Source organism: Paraburkholderia sp. BCC1885, assembly GCF_900996235.1.
Lineage (GTDB): Bacteria > Pseudomonadota > Gammaproteobacteria > Burkholderiales > Burkholderiaceae > Paraburkholderia.
Window position 1 is genome coordinate 95851 of the sequence record NZ_CAAJGM010000011.1, and the last position, 19833, is coordinate 115683.

Annotated in this window: 18 protein-coding genes; 4 read left to right on the forward strand and 14 right to left on the reverse strand. The window is 63.7% G+C overall.

Features of this window, described 5'->3' with window-relative positions:
- The first annotated feature begins 64 nt into the window (after positions 1-64).
- A complete protein-coding gene (locus FQ755_RS00535; protein WP_144150165.1) occupies positions 65-1174 on the forward strand; it encodes an alkene reductase in 1110 nt (369 codons plus the stop codon).
- A 72-nt stretch (positions 1175-1246) separates the two neighbouring features.
- On the opposite strand, the gene FQ755_RS00540 is transcribed toward FQ755_RS00535, so the two are convergent.
- From FQ755_RS00540 to rhaM, 8 genes are all read right to left on the reverse strand, one after another.
- Entirely contained in the window at positions 1247-2071 is an 825-nt protein-coding gene (locus FQ755_RS00540; RefSeq protein ID WP_144150166.1) for an NAD-dependent epimerase/dehydratase family protein, read from the reverse strand.
- Positions 2072-2130: 59 nt separating this feature from the next.
- Positions 2131-3438 carry an MFS transporter gene (locus FQ755_RS00545; protein WP_144150167.1) on the reverse strand — a complete coding sequence of 436 codons (1308 nt, stop codon included), beginning with the start codon at positions 3436-3438 and terminating at the stop codon, positions 2131-2133.
- Positions 3439-3943: 505 nt separating this feature from the next.
- The gene (gene rhaS, locus FQ755_RS00550) at positions 3944-4951 is read right to left on the reverse strand and encodes a rhamnose ABC transporter substrate-binding protein (RefSeq protein WP_144150168.1); all 1008 of its coding nucleotides are present in this window, start codon (positions 4949-4951) and stop codon (positions 3944-3946) included.
- A gap of 111 nt (positions 4952-5062) precedes the next feature.
- Complete coding sequence (locus FQ755_RS00555; protein ID WP_144150169.1) at positions 5063-6076, reverse strand: ABC transporter permease; 1014 nt, start codon at positions 6074-6076, stop codon at positions 5063-5065.
- A complete protein-coding gene (locus tag FQ755_RS00560) occupies positions 6069-7133 on the reverse strand; it encodes an ABC transporter permease (protein ID WP_144150170.1) in 1065 nt (354 codons plus the stop codon). The genes FQ755_RS00555 and FQ755_RS00560 overlap by 8 nt, the downstream gene beginning before the upstream one ends.
- The gene (locus tag FQ755_RS00565; RefSeq protein ID WP_144150171.1) at positions 7130-8659 is read right to left on the reverse strand and encodes a sugar ABC transporter ATP-binding protein; all 1530 of its coding nucleotides are present in this window, start codon (positions 8657-8659) and stop codon (positions 7130-7132) included. Before FQ755_RS00565 ends, FQ755_RS00560 begins: the two co-directional genes overlap by 4 nt.
- Before the next feature lie 77 nt (positions 8660-8736).
- A complete protein-coding gene (locus FQ755_RS00570) occupies positions 8737-9630 on the reverse strand; it encodes an amidohydrolase family protein (protein ID WP_144150172.1) in 894 nt (297 codons plus the stop codon).
- A gap of 74 nt (positions 9631-9704) precedes the next feature.
- Positions 9705-10034 carry an L-rhamnose mutarotase gene (gene rhaM / locus FQ755_RS00575; RefSeq protein WP_144150173.1) on the reverse strand — a complete coding sequence of 110 codons (330 nt, stop codon included), beginning with the start codon at positions 10032-10034 and terminating at the stop codon, positions 9705-9707.
- 192 nt (positions 10035-10226) lie between these two features.
- On the opposite strand from rhaM, the gene FQ755_RS00580 reads away from it, so the two are divergent.
- Positions 10227-11234: a LysR family transcriptional regulator gene (locus FQ755_RS00580; protein WP_144150174.1), complete on the forward strand. Its 1008-nt coding sequence runs from the start codon at positions 10227-10229 to the stop codon at positions 11232-11234.
- A gap of 35 nt (positions 11235-11269) precedes the next feature.
- Here the strand turns inward: FQ755_RS00580 and FQ755_RS00585 are convergent, their stop codons facing one another.
- The 5 genes from FQ755_RS00585 to FQ755_RS00605 all read right to left on the reverse strand — a co-directional run bounded on the left by FQ755_RS00585 (position 11270) and on the right by FQ755_RS00605 (position 17360).
- Entirely contained in the window at positions 11270-12052 is a 783-nt protein-coding gene (locus tag FQ755_RS00585) for an SDR family NAD(P)-dependent oxidoreductase (protein ID WP_144150175.1), read from the reverse strand.
- Between the two features lie 59 nt (positions 12053-12111).
- A complete protein-coding gene (rhmD, locus tag FQ755_RS00590) occupies positions 12112-13290 on the reverse strand; it encodes an L-rhamnonate dehydratase (protein WP_144150176.1) in 1179 nt (392 codons plus the stop codon).
- Between the two features lie 62 nt (positions 13291-13352).
- The gene (locus FQ755_RS00595; protein ID WP_144150177.1) at positions 13353-14675 is read right to left on the reverse strand and encodes an MFS transporter; all 1323 of its coding nucleotides are present in this window, start codon (positions 14673-14675) and stop codon (positions 13353-13355) included.
- A 205-nt stretch (positions 14676-14880) separates the two neighbouring features.
- Positions 14881-15633: an SDR family NAD(P)-dependent oxidoreductase gene (locus tag FQ755_RS00600; RefSeq protein WP_144150178.1), complete on the reverse strand. Its 753-nt coding sequence runs from the start codon at positions 15631-15633 to the stop codon at positions 14881-14883.
- A 179-nt stretch (positions 15634-15812) separates the two neighbouring features.
- Positions 15813-17360, reverse strand: coding sequence for a diguanylate cyclase (locus tag FQ755_RS00605; protein ID WP_144150179.1), 1548 nt, complete (start codon positions 17358-17360; stop codon positions 15813-15815).
- A 446-nt stretch (positions 17361-17806) separates the two neighbouring features.
- Between FQ755_RS00605 and FQ755_RS00610 the strand changes: the two genes are divergently transcribed.
- The gene (locus tag FQ755_RS00610; protein WP_144150289.1) at positions 17807-18355 is read left to right on the forward strand and encodes an RNA polymerase sigma factor; all 549 of its coding nucleotides are present in this window, start codon (positions 17807-17809) and stop codon (positions 18353-18355) included.
- Positions 18352-19284: an anti-sigma factor family protein gene (locus tag FQ755_RS00615; RefSeq protein ID WP_144150180.1), complete on the forward strand. Its 933-nt coding sequence runs from the start codon at positions 18352-18354 to the stop codon at positions 19282-19284. Before FQ755_RS00610 ends, FQ755_RS00615 begins: the two co-directional genes overlap by 4 nt.
- Before the next feature lie 128 nt (positions 19285-19412).
- On the opposite strand, the gene FQ755_RS00620 is transcribed toward FQ755_RS00615, so the two are convergent.
- Entirely contained in the window at positions 19413-19820 is a 408-nt protein-coding gene (locus FQ755_RS00620; protein WP_144150181.1) for a hypothetical protein, read from the reverse strand.
- Positions 19821-19833: the final 13 nt, after the last annotated feature.

The window sequence follows — 19833 nt, forward strand, 5'->3', positions numbered from 1 at the left end:
GCAGCCTGGCGGAAGGTCCACGCGCCAGCCCGAATCTCAAGTCAATCTCGAAGCAGAGGAAATCATGTCCAGGCTCTTTACCAGCGTCAAAGTCGGTCCTTATGAATTTGCCCACCGCGTCGTGCTTGCGCCGCTCACGCGCATGCGCGCCGAAGATGGCGCGAAGCCCGGCCCGTTGATGGCCGAATATTATGCACAACGAACTTCTCAGGGCGCGCTGCTGATCGGCGAAGCGACGATCGCCGCCGCCAACGGCAACGGCTACCTCGGCGCGCCGGGTCTGTTCGACGACAGCCAGATTGCCGGCTGGTGTCTCGTGACGGACGCCGTGCACGCCAAGGGCGGCAAGATCTTTTTGCAGCTTTATCACGCCGGCCGTCAATCGAATTCGGAAGTGCAACCGGCGGGCAGTCAACCGGTCGGCCCGTCGGCGATTCCGCACGGTGGCGTCGCTTATACGAAGTCAGGCTGGGTACCCAACACCCCGAATCGCGCCCTGGAAATCGAAGAGATTGCCGGGCTCGTGGAGAGCTTCCGGCGCGCCGCCGAACGCGGCGTGGCCGCCGGCTTCGATGGCGTGGAACTGCACGCGGCCAACGGTTATCTGTTTGATCAGTTCCTGCAGGACGGCAGCAACACGCGCACGGATATCTATGGCGGCTCGTTTGAAAACCGTGCCCGTTTCCTGCTGGAAACGACGCGCGCGGTGATCTCCGTGTGGGGCAGCGACAAAGTGGCCGTGCGTCTTGGCCCGAGCGGTTCGTGGGGCGATATGTCGGACAGCGATCCGGTCGGCCTCTTCACCTACGTGGCCGAGGAACTGGGGAAGCTCGATCTCGCTTACCTGCATCTGATCGAGCCGCGCGTGCTGGGTAATGTCGACGACGAGAGCAAGGACCAGAATCCGCTCGCCGCGCAACTGATCCGCAAGCACTACAAGGGGACGATTATCGCGGCGGGCGGTTTCAAGGGCGAGACGGCAGAAGCCATCATCGAAGCCGGCGATGCGGACCTTGTCGCCTTTGGCCGCGACTTTATCGCCAATCCGGATTTGCCGGAACGTCTGCGTAACAGGCTGCCGCTGAACCCCTACGACCGGCCGACCTTCTTTGGCGGCACCGAAATCGGCTACACGGATTACCCGTTTTACAGCGAGGAAGCGCTGGTCGCCTGAACGACTCACGTGCATGAAGGCGGATGGTGGCTTGCTTATAACAGGCAGCCATCCGCTCTCACCCGCCGTGCTTCAGGACTGCGGCAACGCCACTACGAACGCGCCGCCCTGAAAGCGCTGCGCCGGATCGTCGAACTCGTCGGTCGGCGCCTGGACCGGGAACAGATCGTCGAACTGCGCCGAACTGTCCTGCGGGCGATAGCCGAGAAACGCCGCCTTGGTGTTGTCCCACCAGGCCACCCGATTGTTCGACACGCCATACACGATGGCATGCCCCACGCGGTTGGTGAACAGCGAGCAGCGCACCAGCTCGATAAAGTCGCGATAGCTCAGATACGTCACCAGCATGCGCGGATTCTTTGGCACTTCGAACGAAGAGCCGATCCGCATGCAGACCGTCTCCAGACCGAAGCGGTCAAAGTAATAGCGCGACAACGATTCGCCGAAACATTTGGTCACGCCGTACAGACTGTCGGGACGCAAAGGCGCGTCGGCATCGATCACGGTGGTGGTCGGATGAAAGCCGATTGCGTGATTGGAACTCGCAAACAGCACGCGCTTCACACCGTGCTTCTGCGCCGCTGCGTACAGGTTGTAGACACCACGAATATTCGCTTCGAGCAGATCGTCGAACGGTGCATCGACGGAAATGCCGCCCAGGTGAACCACGGCATCGACGCCTTCGAGCAGCGCATCCACGCCCGCGCGGTCCGCGAGATCCAGCACCACGTGCTCTTCATGCGCCGCCGCTTCGCCCAGCGGCGTGATATCCGACAGACGCACCACGTCGGCCCATTGCGCCAGCGCGCCGCGCAACTGCCGGCCCAGATTGCCGGCCGCGCCGGTCAGCAAAAGCCGGCGAAACGGCTTGGCTTTCGATTCCTGCTGTGTACTCATCCTTGCTGCGTCTCCATTCCTGTTACCGACACTGTCTTCAAGGCGGCGACTGCCCCGCTTCAGGCCCGCGCCGCGTCGGCGACGTGCGGGACGGCGTCGGCGGCGCGCTGCTGCGGTTCACCCGGTTCCTTCAACACGAACCACACCACCAGCGCGCCTACCAGATCGAAACAGGCCAGCGCCACAAATAACGGATCGTAACCGACCAGCGCCACCACCACGCCCACTGCCAGCGAAAACAGCGTCGCGCCGGCATAACCCGCCATGCCGGTAAGGCCGGTTGCGGTAGCGACATCGTTCTTGCCGAACACGTCCGAAGCCAGAGTATAGAGCGCGCCCGATAACGTCTGGTGCGCAAAGCCGCCGATGCAGAACAGCGCAATCGCCATATACGGGCTGGTGGCGAGGCCGATACAGGCCGGTCCGATCATGCACAGCGAACCGGTGACCACCACCAGCTTGCGCGACGTGATCAGCGAAGTTTTGAAGTGCTTCTGATACCACGGCGCGAGATAACCGCCGAGCACGCAGCCAATATCCGCTGCGAGGAACGGTAGCCACGCGAACATGGCGATTTCCTTCAGGTTCATATGGCGCACGCTCACCATATAGAGCGGAATCCAGAAATTGAAGGTCTGCCACGCCGGTTCGGCCAGAAAACGCGGAATCGCAATGCCCCAGAAAGCACGGCGCTTGATGATGGCGCGCCACGACGGCCGTGCCGTGGTATCCGTCTTGTATTGCGCTTCCTGGCCGGCGAGGATGTAGTCGCGCTCGCTATCGGAGAGACGCGGCTGATCTTTCGGCGCGCGATAGAGCAGCAGCCACAGCATGCTCCACACCAATCCGAGCACGCCAATCGACACGAAGGCCATGCGCCAGTTGCCGTGCAGCACCCACCAGACCACCAGCGGCGGCGCGATCACGGCGCCGATCGACGAGCCGATATTGAACCAGCCAGTTGCAATCGAACGCTCCTTAGCGGGAAACCATTCGGAGGTGGCCTTCAGGCCCGAGGGAATGCCCGCGGCTTCGGTGATGCCCAGCATGCCGCGAAAGACCGCCAGCGAAATCCAGCCATTGGCCGTGCCGTGCAGCATGCAGGCGCCCGACCATGCGATCGCGAACAGCGCGAAGCCGATCTTGGTGCCGGCCACGTCGAGGATGTAGCCGGCAATCGGCTGCATCACCATGTAAGCGGCCTGGAAGGACGCAACGATATACGAGTACTGCGCGGTCGAAATGCTCAGCAGCCGGTTCATTTCCGGAGCGGCGACCGCCAGCGAATTGCGCGCTATGTAGTTGACGATCAGCCCCGACGTCACGAGTCCGATCATCCACCAACGCATGCCTCTTACCTTGCCCATTTGCTCCTCCAGTGTGCCGCCGTGTGCTGGCGTGCCATGTCTTATGATGCGCGGCGTGTGCCCGGCGTGGATCGTTGCCAGAGCGAGAGTCGCCTTTGATTGCCTTGATGAATCGGGTCCGCAGACGGACGTTCATGCAGGATCGCACCATGGACGCCAAGATAATCAAGCGGGCGAATAGTTGTCAAGCAACATTGAATTGACGGATCCGCAACGCGAATCGCATAACGCGGCGTTGTTAGACTTTAGCTTTAATAGACGTATTTTTATTGATTATGCGCTCACCAACTGACGGTTAGGCGTTTACCCGTAACAGACTTTTGCCATACAACTTGCCTGCATTCCGCACCGCTGAAACCGGTTCCCGGACGGGAAAAAGCACAAGAAAAAGCGCCGAAAACAGCGGGCGCGCATAGAACACCCGGCGCACGCTAAAAAACAAAAACGCCCCGAAGGGCGTCTCTGCGCGGCGTCTATTTTCCTGCGCGACTGAAAGCGTTTGCGCCTAGAAATTGAAGTTGTCGATATTGCTCGAATCGAACGTGGTCGGCGGTCCAAGAATAATTTCCCCCTGCGGTCCGATGGTGCGCTTGCCGAGCTTACCCGCGTCGAACGACTCGCCTTCCTTGCCGGTGATCGTACCCGACGACAGGGCCGCCGCAGCATAAGCGGCCAGATAGCCGAGCTGGTTCGGATCCCACAACTGGAACGCCTTAACCGTGCCGTTCTTGACGAACGCGCGCATCTGGTTCGGTGTGCCGAGACCCGTCACGTCCACCTTGCCTTTGCTCGACGAGGTCGAGATATAGCGCGCGGCGGCGGCAATACCCACCGTGGTCGGCGCGACGATCGCCTTCAGATTCGGATACGCCTGCAACAAACCCTGGGTTTCGACAAACGACTTCTGGTCGTCGTCGTTACCGTAGGCGATCTTCACCAGCTTGATCTTCGAGTATTCCGGCTTCTTCAGTTCCTCCTGCATCCACTTGATCCAGGTGTTCTGGTTGGTGGCGTTCGGCGTGGCCGAAAGAATCGCAAACTCGCCCTCGCCGCCCATCAGCTTCGCAACCAGTTGCACCTGGCCGCGGCCAATGCCTTCCGCGTTGGCCTGGTTGACGAACAGTTGCCGTCCGTCGGGCGCCGTGTCCGAGTCGAAAGTCACCACCTTGATGCCCTGCGACATGGCTTTTTTCAGGTACGGCACCACCGCGTTCGCGTCGTTAGCGGCAATCACAATGGCGTCCTGACGCTGCGTGATCAACGTGTTGATGTATTGCACCTGCGACGACGCGCCCGCATCCGACGGGCCTACCACCTTGCCGACGCCGCCAAATTCCTTGATCGCGGACATGCCGCCGTTATCGGCAATCACCTCATACGGGTTGTTGATCTGCTTGGGGATGAAGGCGATTTTCAGGCCGCTTTTGATATCGGCTGCACCTGCCGCGCAGCTGATGCCTAAAAGGGCCGCGCAGAGCGCGACCGCGCCGGCCTGACGTAGGGGTTTGAACATGAAGTGTCTCCTGGCTGAATAGTCGGACGTTGATGCGTCCGGGTTGTTGATATCAGGAACGGCACACCGCACGGACTCCGCACGGCTACGAGCATGGCTGCGGTTACGGGCTTACGAAGCAGCAGACCTGGCAATGAACCGCCGGTCGCGCATGGCGCGCCAGCGGGCCACCAGATTCGGAATCAGCACGGACGCGAGCAGCAGCACGCCGGTGACGATGGTCAGCGTTTCGCTCGACACGTCATCGAGTGTCAGCGCATTTTTCAGCACGCCGATGATCAGCAGCGACAGCAACACGCCGACCATCGAGCCACGTCCACCGAAAATACTCACGCCACCGAACAGCACCGCCGCGATCACCGAAAGTTCGAAACCTTCGCCGTTGTCGCCGCGCGCGCTGGTAAAGCGCAGCGTGTAGACCACCCCAGCCAGCGCGCTCATCACGCCCGACAAGACAAACAGACGCAGACGGATCTTCGCCACTTCGATACCTGAGAAGGTGGCCGCCGTCGGGTTGGCGCCGATCGCATAGAGGCTGCGGCCAAACGCGGTGGCCTGCAGCAGCACCGTAAACACCACGGCGCCGACAATCACGATCACAAACGGCAGCGGAATGAAGCTCGGGCCGAGATTGTTCATGCCAAAGGCCGTATAGGCCGCCGGAAAATCCGCCACGGCCTGATCGCCGAGCAGCACATACGCGAGGCCGCGAAACAGCGCCAGCGTGCCGATGGTCACCGCGAGCGAAGGCAGATTCAGCTTGACGATCACGAGGCCGTTCAGCAACCCGGCCAACGCGCCGACAATCAGCACCAGCACGATCACGACAGGCATCGGCAAACCCATATGCCAGAGCACGCCCATCAAGGCGCTCGACGCCCCGAGCACCGACGCCACCGACAGATCGATTTCAGCGGCGACGATAATCAGCGTCATCGGCAAGGCCATCAGCGCGATCTCGGTCAGATCGGCAAGGACGTTGCTGATATTCGCGCCGGTCAGAAACACCGGCGAGAGCACGCGGCCCAGCGTCAGCGACAACACCAGCACAAGCACCAGCAGAATTTCCCAGCGCAGCGGCGTCTCGCGTTTGCGGGTCAACAGCGCGGAATCGGGTTTAGCCATGATCGCGTTTCCTCATCATGCGTTTGGCGACGGAACGGGCCAGCAAGGTATCGGCGGCAATCGCAGCAACGATCAGCGCACCCTGAATGGCCTGCTCCCAGAACGGCGACACGCGCAGCACGACCAGCGCGATACTGATCACGGCAAGCACCAGCGCGCCCAGCGTCGCGCCGAGAATCGTGCCCACGCCGCCGGTAATCGCCACACTGCCGACCACCGCCGCGGCCACCACCTGCAGTTCGATGCCCTTCGCCGTGCTCGCATCGACGGTGCCGAAGCGCGCCAGCCACAGCGCGCCCGCAAAGCCCGCAATTGCGCCGGACAACAGAAAGCCCGACATCACGCGGCGCTCGACATTCACGCCCGCAAGGCGCGCGGCCTCCGGATTCGAGCCGATTGCATAGTGCTCACGTCCCGCGCGAAACTGCTTCAGATACACCGACAAGCCGATCAGCACCGCAATCGCAATCAGCGCGAGCGTCGGCACGCCGAGAAACACGCCCGTCGCCAGCCGCGAATAGGCATCCGGCAGGCTGGTGGCGTTGATCTGTCCGCCATGCACCCAGGCATAGTCCGCACCGCGAAAAATATACAGCGTCGACAAGGTGGCGACCAGCGAAGGCACCCGTCCCACCGCCACCAGCAGCGCGTTGATGCCACCCGCCACCAGGCCGATCGCCAGCCCCGCCAGCAGCGCCACGATGACCGGCATATGCGGAAACGCCACGTACAGACTGCCCACCGCATACGCGCTAATGCCCACCGTCGAGCCCACCGACAGGTCGATATGCCGCATCAGGATCACCACCGTCATGCCGGCGGTCAGCAAGCTGATGATCGACACATTCAGCAGCACGTCACGCAGATTCTGCAAGTTCAGGAATTGAGGTTTCGCCAGACCCGTACCGACGATCAACAGGATCAGCACAATAAACAGCGTGGTCTCGCGGCTCTTCGCAAGGGTCGTGACGAGGCCGCCGGATTTCACGTGGGCGCTTCCAGATGCGGGCGGCCGCACCGGCGCCGGATGGGGATGAGTATGTGATTGGCGCATCATGCGGCATGCCCTAATGGGTTCACGGGCTGGCCGAGCGCGGCGCCCATGATCCGTTCTTCGTTCGCGTCGGCGCGCGAAATCTCGGCGCTGATACGTCCTTCGTGCATCACCAGCACGCGGTCGGCCATGCCGAGCACTTCCGGCAGCTCGCTCGAAATCATCAGCACGGCCATGCCGTTCGTGACCAGTTCCGCCAGCGCGCCATACACCTCGGCCTTGGCGCCGACGTCGATACCGCGCGTGGGTTCGTCGATGATCAGCACTTTCGGGTCGGTGGCGAGCCATTTGCCGAGCACCACTTTCTGCTGATTGCCGCCCGACAGTGTGCCGACCGGCGCGTTGGCGTCGCCCGCTTTCAGACGCAGCCGCGTGCCCCATTGCGCCGCGAGTTGCGTTTCGCTGCGGCTGGAGATGAGGCCGTGTTTGACGAGACGCCCAAGCACCGTCATCGAGGCATTGCGTGCGATGCTCAGTTCAAGCGCCAGGCCCTGCTGGCGGCGGTCTTCCGGCACCAGCGCGAGGCCCGCCCGCACCGCCGCCGCTGGACGTCCGGTGGCGAGCGGCTTGCCGGCAATCCGCACTTCGCCCGCATCGAGCGGATCGATGCCGAAGATAGCCCGCGCCACTTCGCTGCGTCCGGCGCCCACCAGACCCGCGAGCGCGACGATCTCGCCCGCGCGCACGTCGAACGAAATGTCCTTGAAGACGCCAAGCCGGGTCAGTCCACGCACCGAGAGACGCACCTCGCCCGGCGTCACATCCGCCTTCGGATAGAAGCTCTCCAGATCGCGCCCGACCATCTTCGCCACAATCGCCGCCGTGGTGAGATCCGCGGTGGGTGCATCGAATACCTTCGCGCCGTCGCGCATGATGGTGACGTGCTGCGTCAGCGCAAATACTTCGTCGAGGCGGTGGGTAATAAACAGAATGGCCACGTCGCGCTCGCGCAGTTTGCGCACGATGGCAAAGAGCCGTTCCACTTCGGCCAACGAAAGCGCGGCAGTCGGCTCGTCCATGATCAGCACATTCGCATTCAACGAAAGCGCCTTGGCAATTTCGATCACCTGCTGGTCGGCAATGGAGAGACCACGCACGAGTTGATCCGCTTTCAGGTCGACGCCCAGCGACGCCAGCAGGCCATCCACTTCGCGGCGCATCGCGTCGTACTGAATGCGCCCGACGCGATCCACCGGCTGCCGTCCCATGAAAATGTTCTCGGCAATCGAGAGATCGAAGAACAGCGTGGGTTCCTGGTAGATCACCGCAAGGCCGGCGTCGCGTGCCTCGGCGGGCGTCGTAAAGCGACGCGCCGCGCCGTCGACCAGAATCTCGCCGGTATCGGGCTGATGCACGCCGGCGAGAATCTTCACCAGCGTCGATTTGCCCGCGCCATTCTCGCCGAGCAAAGCATGCACTTCGCCGGGAAACAGCGTGAGATCGCCATCGGATAACGCGCGGACCCGGCCGAACGATTTGCTCGCATGCCGCAGTTCAAGCCGGGGCGCAGCGGTTGTCTGTTCCTGCACTACCTGTCTCCTCCATCATGCGGCGTCGCGTGCGCGCCGCGTTTCATCGGGGATGCTGTCCCGCTATGTTTCGTGCTTCAGATGCGGTAGATGCGCTCCGCGTTGCGGCGAAACAGCGCGTCTTTCTCAGCGTGGCTCGCATCCGCGACAATCGAAGCATAGGCCTGCCAAAGATCTTCGTAGGACCCGAATTGACGATCCACCGGAAAATTCGAGGCAAACATCGCGCGCTCGACGCCGAAGGCATCGATCGTTTCCAGCACATACGGACGCAGACTTTCGACCGTCCATTTATGATCGAACATCGCGAAACCGCTGAGTTTCACCGCCACGTTCGCGCAAACCGCCAGTTGCCGCATGCCGTCACGCCACGCGCGATAACCCGCCACGCTATTGCGGTCCACGAACATGCCTGCATGATTGACGATGAACTGCGTATCGGCATGGGCGCGGGCCAGCGCCACGGCATCTTCCATCTGCGACGGATACAGTTGCAGATCGAACGAGAAGTCATAGCGGCGCAGCAGCGCGAAATGCTCGCGCCACACGGGCTCATGCATCAGATGGCGCCCGATGTAGTCGTACAGCCTGTTCTCATGCACATTCAAAATCTGGCGAATGCCCCGCATGTTCGCAAACGCCGCATGGGCTTCGAGCACCTGCGGCGCGTTGGCGGCGGACAGATCAGCCGCCGCGACGATACCGTTCGGCATGCCGCGCGAATCCGCCTCGCCCGCCACCTGCTGCAGCCAGCGGGTTTCCTCGACCGGATCGGCCGGATCGTGATTCGCCTCCACGTGCACCACTTTCAGCACTTCGATTGGGCCGGCTTCGCGCAGCAGATCGCCAATCAGATAGTCGTGCTTCAGATCGCGCGCGTCACCGACGAACGACACGCCCGGATTCGCGAGCCACGGGTAGTGATGTGTCTTCAGATCCCACAGATGAATGTGCGGGTCGATAACTTGCATGGGGCGTGTCTCCTTGCTTCAGCCTCAATCGATCACAGTCAACCACAAACAAGCCGGGCGATCTTGCGCGCCGCTTAATCCGGCTGCGGCGCCTGCAAATGAAACACCGGTTCCAGTTCCTGCTGCAAGGGCGTGTGATCCGGCTCGGTCTGCATGATGTCGGCCATGTGATCCCACCATTTGCGCATGATGTCGAGTTCGGGCAGAAGATCCATTTGATGGTCGCGAGTTCGCGTCAGGATGGCAAAGAGATGATCGGAGCCGGCATCGAAGAAGATGCGGTAATCGCGCACGCCGGCTTGATGCAGGGCATCAACCAGCTCGGGCCAGATCTGCCGATGCCGGCGCTCGTATTCGTCGCGCATGCCGGGGTTGAGCACCATCCGGAAAGCGATTGTCTCCATTGCGGCCTGTCTCCAATCCTGATGATTCATATGTCGGGGCGCTTTCTGGGCGAAGCGTCTGATCGGACTATAATTCCTCGATCGATAGCCTCTCAATCCGTTGTTGGGATTGGTCGATCCAGAAACCGGATCGCACAGCCCCTGCTGCATCTGCACCCATCGCCAACCCGCATCGCCCACTCCCTCTGTCCCATGAGCCCGAACGCCGCTACCGTCGCACTCGTCAACCGGCTCAAATTCAAGCATCTGGCGCTGCTGGTCGCGCTCGACGACGCCCGCAATCTCCATCAGGCCGCCGACGCCGTCAACGTCGCGCAACCGAGCGCGTCCCGCATGCTGGGAGATATCGAAGAGGCCTTCGGCTTCCTGCTGTTCGAGCGCAATGCGCGCGGCATGACGCCCACGCCGCTTGGCGTCGTCACCCTCGCCTATGCGCGGCGCGCGCTGGCGGAACTGACCCGTTTCGCCGAGGACCTCGACGTCAAACGCAAAGGCGGCCACGGCCAGTTGACGGTGGGCGCCATCATGGGCGCCGCGCCCGATTTGCTGGCCATGGCGGTCGCCACGCTGAAGACCGAGCGGCCGCTCCTGAACGTGCGCATTCTCGGCGAAACCAGCGACCAGGTGGTCCAGTTGCTGCACCGCCGCGAAGTGGATCTTGCACTGGGCCGGCTCACCAATCCGCTGCAACACAACGATTTCAGCTTCGAACCGCTCGCGCGCGAGACCTTGCTGCTGGTGGTGCGCGCGGCGCACCCGCTGGCGCCGCGCGCGGCCATCACGTTGCGCGAACTGATCGACTGGCCGTGGGTGGCGCAACCGCTCACCAGTCCGGCGCGCGTGCTGTTCGAAGAAGAACTGGCCCGTGCGGGACTGGCTACGCCGGTCAACCTGACCGAATGCGCGTCGATTTTCGCGACCCTGCAACTGCTCGAAAACTACGATGCCGTGGCGATGCTGCCCGAATCCGTGGTGCGCGACCATGTGCGCGGCAAGCTGCTGGTGGCGCTGCCCGTCGAAATTGGCAAGAGCCTTGCGGGCTTCGGCATTCTCACCCGCAAGGAAGAGCCGCTTGCCGAGCCGGCGCTGCATTTCATCGACCTGCTGCGCAGCGTCTCGCTGCAGCTCGCGCGCGACGCCACGGCCCAGCAGCCGCATGCCGCCACCAGCGGCGACGCCGTGCCGCTGCCCGCTCACTGAGCTTTTCGCGAAGCCGCTCACCGGGCCGCGCGCGTTCACTGCAGGTTGACGAACAAACCGCCGTCCACCAGCAAGGCCGCGCCCGTCACATAGCGGGCCCGGTCGGAAGCGAGAAACACCACGCAATCCGCGACATCTTCGGGACGCCCCAGCCGTCCGAGCGGAATGCGCTTTTCGAAGTAGGCTTTCTTGGCTTCGTCGGCAAGGTCTTCGGCGTTCAGATCCGTCGCGATGGTGCCGGGCATCACCGAATTGCAACGGATTCCATATGGCCCCAGCGCCACCGCGCACGACTGCATCAGCGAATGCACGCCCGCCTTGGTGGGCGTGTAATGCGTTTGCATGCCGCCGCCCACCAGCGCGCTAATCGAACTGGTGGCGACGATCGCCCCGCCTGTGCCCTGCGCTTTCATCTGCTGCGCCGCGGCCTGAGTCACGAAAAACGCGCCGTTCAGGTTCACCGCCACGGTCGTTTCCAGCACCTCGGGCGGCATGTCGAGAAACGCGTGGAACGGACAGATGCCCGCGTTGCTCGCCAGCACATCCACCTTGCCGAACGCCTCGACGGTGCGCCTGACCAGCTCGGCGCCGGTCTCGCGCGCCGCGACGTTGCCTTCCACGGCAATCGCACGCCGGCCGAGGCCTTCGATTTCCGCCAGCACTTCGTCGACGGCGGAACGGCGTCCATACGATGCGTCGTTATCGCCCCAGTAGTTGATCGCCACATCGGCGCCATCGCGCGCGCAGGCCACCGCGATGGCGCGGCCGATGCCACGCGATCCGCCTGTCACGATCACGACCTTGTCCTTGAGCAGCACTTGTTTCTCCTTGATCGATTGAGACGCCACACCCTTCAATGCAATTCAGTGCATGCGGTTCACCGCGGATACGGCCGCACCAGCGCGCATTCCGGATTCAACCGCACACCGAAACCCGGCGTGTCCGGCACCTTCATGCGGCCGTTGACGGGCACCGGTTCGTCGAGCAGCAGCGGCGTGAACATCGGCACCACTTCGTCGGCCTTCGGCGCCATCATCAGAAACTCGGCGAACGGCGAGTTGTGACGCGTGACGACAAAGTGATAGCTGTACACCGACGAACCGTGCGGCACCACCATCACGTTATGCGCATCGGCCAGCGCGGAAATCTTGATCAGCTCGGTGATGCCGCCGCACCAGCCCACGTCCGGCTGGATCAGATCGCAGCAGTTCATCTCCAGCAGCATGCGAAAGCCCCAGCGCGTCGCCTCGTGTTCGCCCGTAGAGACCATCATGCCGCGCGGCACGTTGCGGCGCAGTTCGGCGTAACCCCAGTAGTCGTCCGGCGGCAGGGCTTCCTCGATCCATTTCAGGCCGTACTCGTGCGCGGCTTGCGCGAGTCGGGTCGCATACGGCACGGCGAGGCTCATCCAGCAGTCGTACATCAGCCAGAAGTCGTCGCCGACGCGGCTGCGCATATCCGCGAGACGCTCGATGTTTTTCTTGAGCCCCTCTTCGCCTTCAGCCGGCCCGTGTTGCAAAGGCAGCTTGCCGCCGATGAAACCCATCTGTTTGGCGAGATCGGGGCGCGCGCCGGTGGCGTAGAACACCAGTTCGTCGCGCACCGGGCCGCCCAGCAGTTGATACACCGGCTCCTCGCGAATTTTGCCGAGCAGATCCCATAGGGCGAGATCGACGCCTGAAATCGTATTCAGCACCACGCCCTTGCGGCCATAGTAAAGCGTGGAAAAGTACATCTGATCCCACATTTTCTCGATGTCGGTGACAAGCTGGCCTTCGAGAAAACGCGCCAGATGCTTCTCGACGATAAACGCCCCGATCTCGCCGCCGGTCGTCACCGCGAAGCCGACCGTGCCGTCGCTCGCTTCGATCTCGACCACCAGCGTGCCCAGCACGTTGATGCCGAACGACTGGCGGCTTTGCCGGTATTCGGGGTAGCGCGCCATCGGCGTGGAAATGTGATCGTCGATCCAGTGACCGTCCGGCTGGTCGTGATAATCCGCGCCGCCGCCACGGACAATAAAGGCACGCACGTGCTTGATGGTAGGCATGGCCATAAGGAAGGCTCCGTTTCTGGTGCAGTAAAGCGCGGCCGTCGATGCTCAGCGGGCGCGGTCAATCAGTGGTGAACGACTGGAGAAAGAGATTCGGTGGCGACGCCGCGCTCGTGACGAAACAGCGTGCCGATCAGCAAGGCGGCCAGCAGGCTCGCCGCGCCGAGCACCAGCAGGCCGGCCGAGGTCGAAGCGAAAGTGTGTTCCGCCGCGGTGCGCAGCGACGGTGCAATAAAACCACCCAGGCCGCCGAGCGAGTTGATCAGCGCAATGCCGCCCGCCGCCGCCGCGCCCGTCAGATAGCGAGTGGGAAACGTCCAGAACAACGGCTGTGCGGCGATAAAACCGCTTGCCGCGCAACACAGCGCCGCGAGCCCGAGCAACGGACTATGCGACAGGCCGGAAACGCCAATCCCAAGACCCGCGAGCACCAGCAGCGCGACCGCCCACCGGCGGTGTCCGCCGGTCAGGTCCGCGCGGCGCGGCACGATCCACGTGACGACGAGCGCGCACAGCCACGGCAGCGCGGCCACGAGTCCGACGCGCAAGCCCACGGCCGCGCCCAGCAAAGCGGCCACCTGTTGCGGCAAATAAAAGATCACGCCGTACACGCTCATCTGGATCAGCAGATAGATGCCCGATAACGCCAGCACGCGGCGATCGAGCAGGGCCGCGAGGACATTGCGCGGACCGTGCGCGGAGGCGTCGCGCTCGTTGGCGTCGAGTGCCGCGCGCAGGGTGGCGCGTTGCGCCGCGTCGAGCCAGCGGGCGTCTTCGGGACGGTTGTCCAGATACCAGAACGCCCACACGCCGACCGCCGCCGCCATGCCGCCTTCGATCAGGAACAGCCACTGCCAGCCGGCGAGCCCAGCGGCGCCATGCAACTCGAGCAACAGCCCCGAGAGCGGGCTGCCGAAGATAAACGCGAGCGGCGCGCCGAAATAGAACACGCCGACCGCACGCGCGCGCGCCGATTGCGCAAACCAGTGAGTGAGGTAATAGATCACGCCCGGAAAGAACCCCGCTTCCGCGACGCCGAGCAGAAAGCGCAACGCGTAAAACGCCGTGGGCGTGTGAGCAAAACACATGCACGCCGACACCAGCCCCCACGTCACCATGATGCGGCACATCCACAGCCGCGCGCCGACCCGATGCAGCAGCAGATTGCTTGGCACTTCGAACAATGCATAGCCGATGAAAAACACGCCCGCGCCGAAGGCAAACGCGGCGTTCGACAAACCGGTATCGTGCTGCAGCGCCTTTTGCGCAAAGCCGATATTGGCGCGATCGAGAAAGGCCAGCACGTACATCAGCAACAGGAACGGCAAGAGCCGCCGCATCACCTTGCTGTTGATCGCCTCGATGGAAGCGGGCGCATCTGGATTCATGGTGTCTCCTGGATCGACCCGGGCCGTTGCTTGAGCATCGACCCGGGTCCCACGGCCTGTGGCCGGTTCCGGCTTGCGCGGGCATGACGCTGGCGTGCATTGCGTCCATCGTCCAACGCGCGACCGGTTCACCGGCCCGTCTCAGCGGGCTCGGTCGGCCGTCGGCGTGCCTGCCGGCGGCCTTTCGTACAGCGACGCGGCGGCGTCAATACGTGGCGCGCCCGCCGGACAGGTCGAACACGGAAGCCGTGCTGAACGCGCAATCTTCCGACGACAGCCACAGGATCAGCGAGGCCGCCTCTTCGGGCAACAGGAAGCGGTTCATGGGGATCTTCGAAAGCATGTAGTCGATATGCTGCTGCGACATCGAATCGAAGATTTCGGTCTTGGCCGCCGCGGGCGTCACGGCGTTGACGAGAATGTTTTTGGTGGCGAGTTCTTTGCCGAGCGATTTGGTGAGACCGATCAGGCCGGCCTTCGACGCGCTGTAGTGCGATGCGTTCGGGTTGCCTTCCTTACCGGCCACCGAGGCGATATTGACGATCCGTCCGTAGCCCTGCTTGAGCATCTGCGGCACGACAGCGCGGCAAGTCAGGTAAGGGCCGATCAGATTGACGTCGATCACGCGGCGCCACACGTCCGGCTCCAGTTCCCACGTCGTGCCGTTGCCGCCGGTGATGCCGGCGCAGTTGATCAGCACGTCGATGCTGCCGTGGGCGGCGAGGGTCTGCGTGACGGCGTTGGCCACCGAGCCTTCATCGGTCAGTTCGACCGCCACCGACGACACCTTGCCCAGCTCGGCCAACTCTCTCTGGCTGCGCTCGAGGCGCGCCGCGTCGACATCCCAGAGGGCGACCGAAGCGCCCGAGTTCAGGGCGCGTTGCGCCACTGCGTAACCAATTCCGCGCGCCCCGCCAGTAATGGCGACGGTACGTCCCTCCAGATCGATTCGGTTCATTGCCTGTCTCGCTTCCGTGACTGGGCTTGGCGCCGCGTCCCGGTAATGGTTGTGTTGGTGCCAGCCAATATACGGCGCGGCTGATACCTGAACAATTCGAGTATTGGAAGGTGCGATAACAAAAGTGGATCGAGCGACGCATAAGCGCACATTCGACAGGCTCAACCGCCTCAATAAGCTCAATACACCGACGCGGCCGACTTCACCCGATTCCGGCCCGCTGACTTCGCCGCATAAAGCTGGGCATCCGCCGCCGCCATCAAGCCCGAGGCGCTGCCGCCCTGCGCCGGCAGACAGGTCGCGCAGCCGACGCTCACCGTCACCGTGCCATGCTCGCTCGCCCCAAAGGACAGCTTCATGCCCTGCACCTTGCGGCGGATTTTCTCGGCCACCGCCGCCGCCCCTTCCGCCGGCGTCTCGGGCAATACCACGGCAAACTCCTCGCCGCCGTAGCGCGCGACCAGATCCACCGCCCGCCTGACCACCGAGTCGATGCACTCGGCCACCGCGGTCAGCACTTCGTCGCCGGCGGCGTGGCCATAGGTATCGTTGAAACCCTTGAAGTGATCGACGTCGACGAACAGCACCGACAGCGGGCTGCCATTGCGCCGCGCGCGCAGCCACTCCTCGTCGAGCCGGCTGTCCAGAACGCGCCGGTTGCTCAGGCCCGTGAGCGGGTCGGTCGCCGCCAGCCGCACCAGTTCCGCCTGGGCCGCCACCTTGTCCTGCAACGTGAAGGCCAGCAGCCACGCCACCACCACGAACACCGCGCCCAGAGCCAGCGTCAGACCGCCCGCAATCAGGCTGCGGCGGCGCCATTCGGCGAACACGTCGCTGACGGCCGGCGCCACCACCGCGATCCACGGCGTGGACGGCACGTGTGCATAGGTGAAGATGCGCGGCACGCCGTCGACGGCCGACTTCGCCACATACGACCCCTCGTCGTGCGCCGCCATCGCCATGAAGGTCGGCGACCTCGCGATGGTGGTGCCGATCGCGCTCTGCGAGAACGGCTTGCGGGCCAGCAAGGTGCCGTCGTCCAGCACGATAAAGACCGAGCCCGCCTTGCCGACGCTGATCTTGTCGAGCAGCCGCTGAAAATATTCGATGCGGATCGCGAGCAGCGCGACGCCCGCGAACGCGCCGTCCGGCGTATTGATGCGCCGGGTCAGGCCAATCGAGAGATTGCCGCCGCGCAGCCGCGAACGAAACGGATGCGATACGTATAGGCCGACCGCGGGGCAGCGCTGTTGCGCGAGGAAGTAATCGCGGTCGTCGAGCTGCACCGCGGGATTGAGTTCGCCGTTCTGCGACGCCCGCACCCGGCCGGCGCTGTCCAGCACATAGGCGCCGCCGAGGAAGGCCGCGCTTGTCGCACGGTCGAACAGAACGGCTTGCCGCAAGCCGGCAGGCAGGTGCCAGGTGGCCGGGTTTTGCGCGCCGTCGACCATCGACTGCAGCGACAGGTCATAGATCTCGACGTTGCGTTCGAGGTCGCTGGAGATCAGCGACACCAGGTTCTCCGAAGTCTCGTGCGCGTGCTGCAGCGCGTCGGCCCGGCCGTCGTAGAGGGTCAGAAAGGTCAGGCTCGCCATGGCCACCGCCACTGCGGTCCCGGCAATACCGGCGAGAAACGGATGGCCGCCGACTGCCTGCGTCACCGCCGCCCCGCACTTGCGCCAGGCTTTGCGCCAGCGCCGCCGCAGGGAAAGAACTCGATGCGTCACCCGTCCCCCTCCTCGTGAATCACGCAATCGTCATCGGGAGCCAACTGCATGGCAGGCCTTTCTGACGACGCGGCAGGTTCATCATCAAGCGATGCGGTCGTCAGACACTGCCGGCCGGCAACCCGCTGCACCTCGGGATGCGGCACGCCGCTTCGACTTTAACCGCTTCGCCGTGCTGCGGGACATCCGCATGCGTCGGGGTTTTCGCGGGTTGCCGCCGCGCCGGCCATTGGTCCGCGAAGCAAGCCTGAGCGCGAGCGGCGGTTTGCCGTTAAAATCCTGCCAATCGCTTTGGCGCGCGCATGCAGCAATGCGGCGCAACTTCCGGGCCGGCCATGACCGGCCCAGACACCCGGGTCACCGCCCAGCGGGCCGCGCGCTTCGTTGCCAGCCGCGCTGCGGGTGACGCCCCCGAGATACCGGACACCCAGCAAGGAACCATGTCGATGACCGGTTCGGATTTACCCAGCCTGCTCCCGGCCATGCTGCCGCGATTGTGGGCGTTCGCCTTGCGCATTTCGGGCGACCGGCACGACGCCGAAGATCTGGTGCAACGCGCCTGCCTGCGCGCGCTCGAACGCGAGCATCAGTTGCAGCCCGGCACGTCGGCATTGAGCTGGATGTTTGCCATCGTGCATTCCACGTGGATCAACGAGTTGCGCGCCCGCACCCGGCGCAACCGCACGAGCGCGGACTGGGACGACGATATGCTTGAAACCGTGCCCGATCCGGCCATGCGCACGCCCGAGGAAAACGCCATCAACAATCAGATCGTCAGCGCCGTCGGCCGTCTGCCGGAAGGGCAGCGCATGGTGATGCTGCTGGTGGCCGTCGAAGGGCTTAGCTATGTCGAAGCCGCCGAAGTGCTGGACGTGCCGATCGGCACCGTCATGAGCCGCCTGTCGCGCGCCCGTCAGACCATCGGCGCGCTGTTCGGCGTGCACGACGGTCAAAGAACAAAAGTAGCAGTTGCCAGTAAGGACCCGGTCTCATGAAAATGGACACTATTCTGCTGATGGCATACGTGGATGGTGAGTTGTCCACCGAGGAATGCCAGGAGGTCGAAAAGGAGATCGCCGTGTCGCCCGATGCCGCCGAATTCGTCGCCCAGTTGCAAACGGCGCGCTTGCCCTACGCGGAAGCCTTCGCGCAGCAAAAATTGCCGCCCGTGCCCGACAGCCTGACTCAAGCCGTCGCGGCGATGACGCGCGCCCACGCGCAGCGCACGGCCGAGCCGGGCGCCAACGACGCCAGTATCGAGCGCACCGCCTTCACGCCGCCGTCGGCTCCGGTCCGCTCCCGCTTGCGCATCGCGCCGCAATGGCTCGCGGTGGCGTTCGTGGCCGGGGTGTTCTGCTACGGCGTCGGCACGCGCTTTTTGCCGGGCGTAGCAGGCACCAATACCGTACCCGCCACGCCCGCCACCCTCGCGGCGGCGAACCCCGACGCCGCAAGCTGGGTCGCGGCCGCGGCGGGCTATCAGCAGCTTTATTCGCGCGAAACCGTGGCGCAGGTACCCGTCAATGCCGACGTCACGACGCAGACCGTCGACGCCATCCAGCATCAGGACGGCCTGAATCTGCGCATTCCCGATCTGAGCGCGTCGGGGCTGACCTTCAAGCGCGTGCAACGCCTGCGCTTTAACGACCAGCCGCTGGTGCAGATCGTCTATTTGCCGCAGCAAGGCGGCCCGATTGCGCTGTGCGTGATGAAAGAAGCGAAGCCGGACGCCGCGCTGGCCGAACAGCGTATCGACAGCATGAACGTCGTGACATGGCGGCATGCCGATCTGAGCTACGCGCTGATCGGCAAGCCGGAAGGAACCGATCTATCCGCGCTCGCCAAACATATCTCGGACAACAACGTGCAGGCGCTGTACGGCGATGCGGGTGTCGCGAATATGGCGATGCTCGCGGCTGACTGATCCGGCGTTTGATCTAAGACGACAAGCCGCGCGTGTGCCTGAGTGATACCGCACGCACGGCCGCTTCCTTTCTTTCCGCGAATCGATCGGCTCAAAGCGATCGGCTCGAACCGGATCGCCCTGCCCGCTTAAGGCGTTCTCGCCGCGCCGCCGCCCGAAGCCTGCCCTTCGCAATACGCCAGATACTTCGTGTACACCTGTTGGGGCGGCAGCTTCGCATAACGGCCATACAACCCGTCGATAAACGACGACGTCTCCGCCAGCGCGTAGGCCTGGCGCTCGGGCGAGAGCGCCGCGACCACCGCCTGCGTTTTACGCCTCTCCTGTTCTTTGCTGATCCCGGCGTCGCGGTCTTGCGCGATCAGCCTGGCGTTATTTGCGCGCGAGGCGCAGATAGTCGCCATCGATGCGGGTGCCTGGGCGTAGGCCGTCGCAGAGCACGTTATGCCGGTCAGCGAAGTCAGAACAGCCAGCGCGGCCGCCGGGCGAAAGATTAACCGGCGCGCCAAAGCGCCGCGGGTGCGTGACTCGTTCATTCAATCCTTTGCA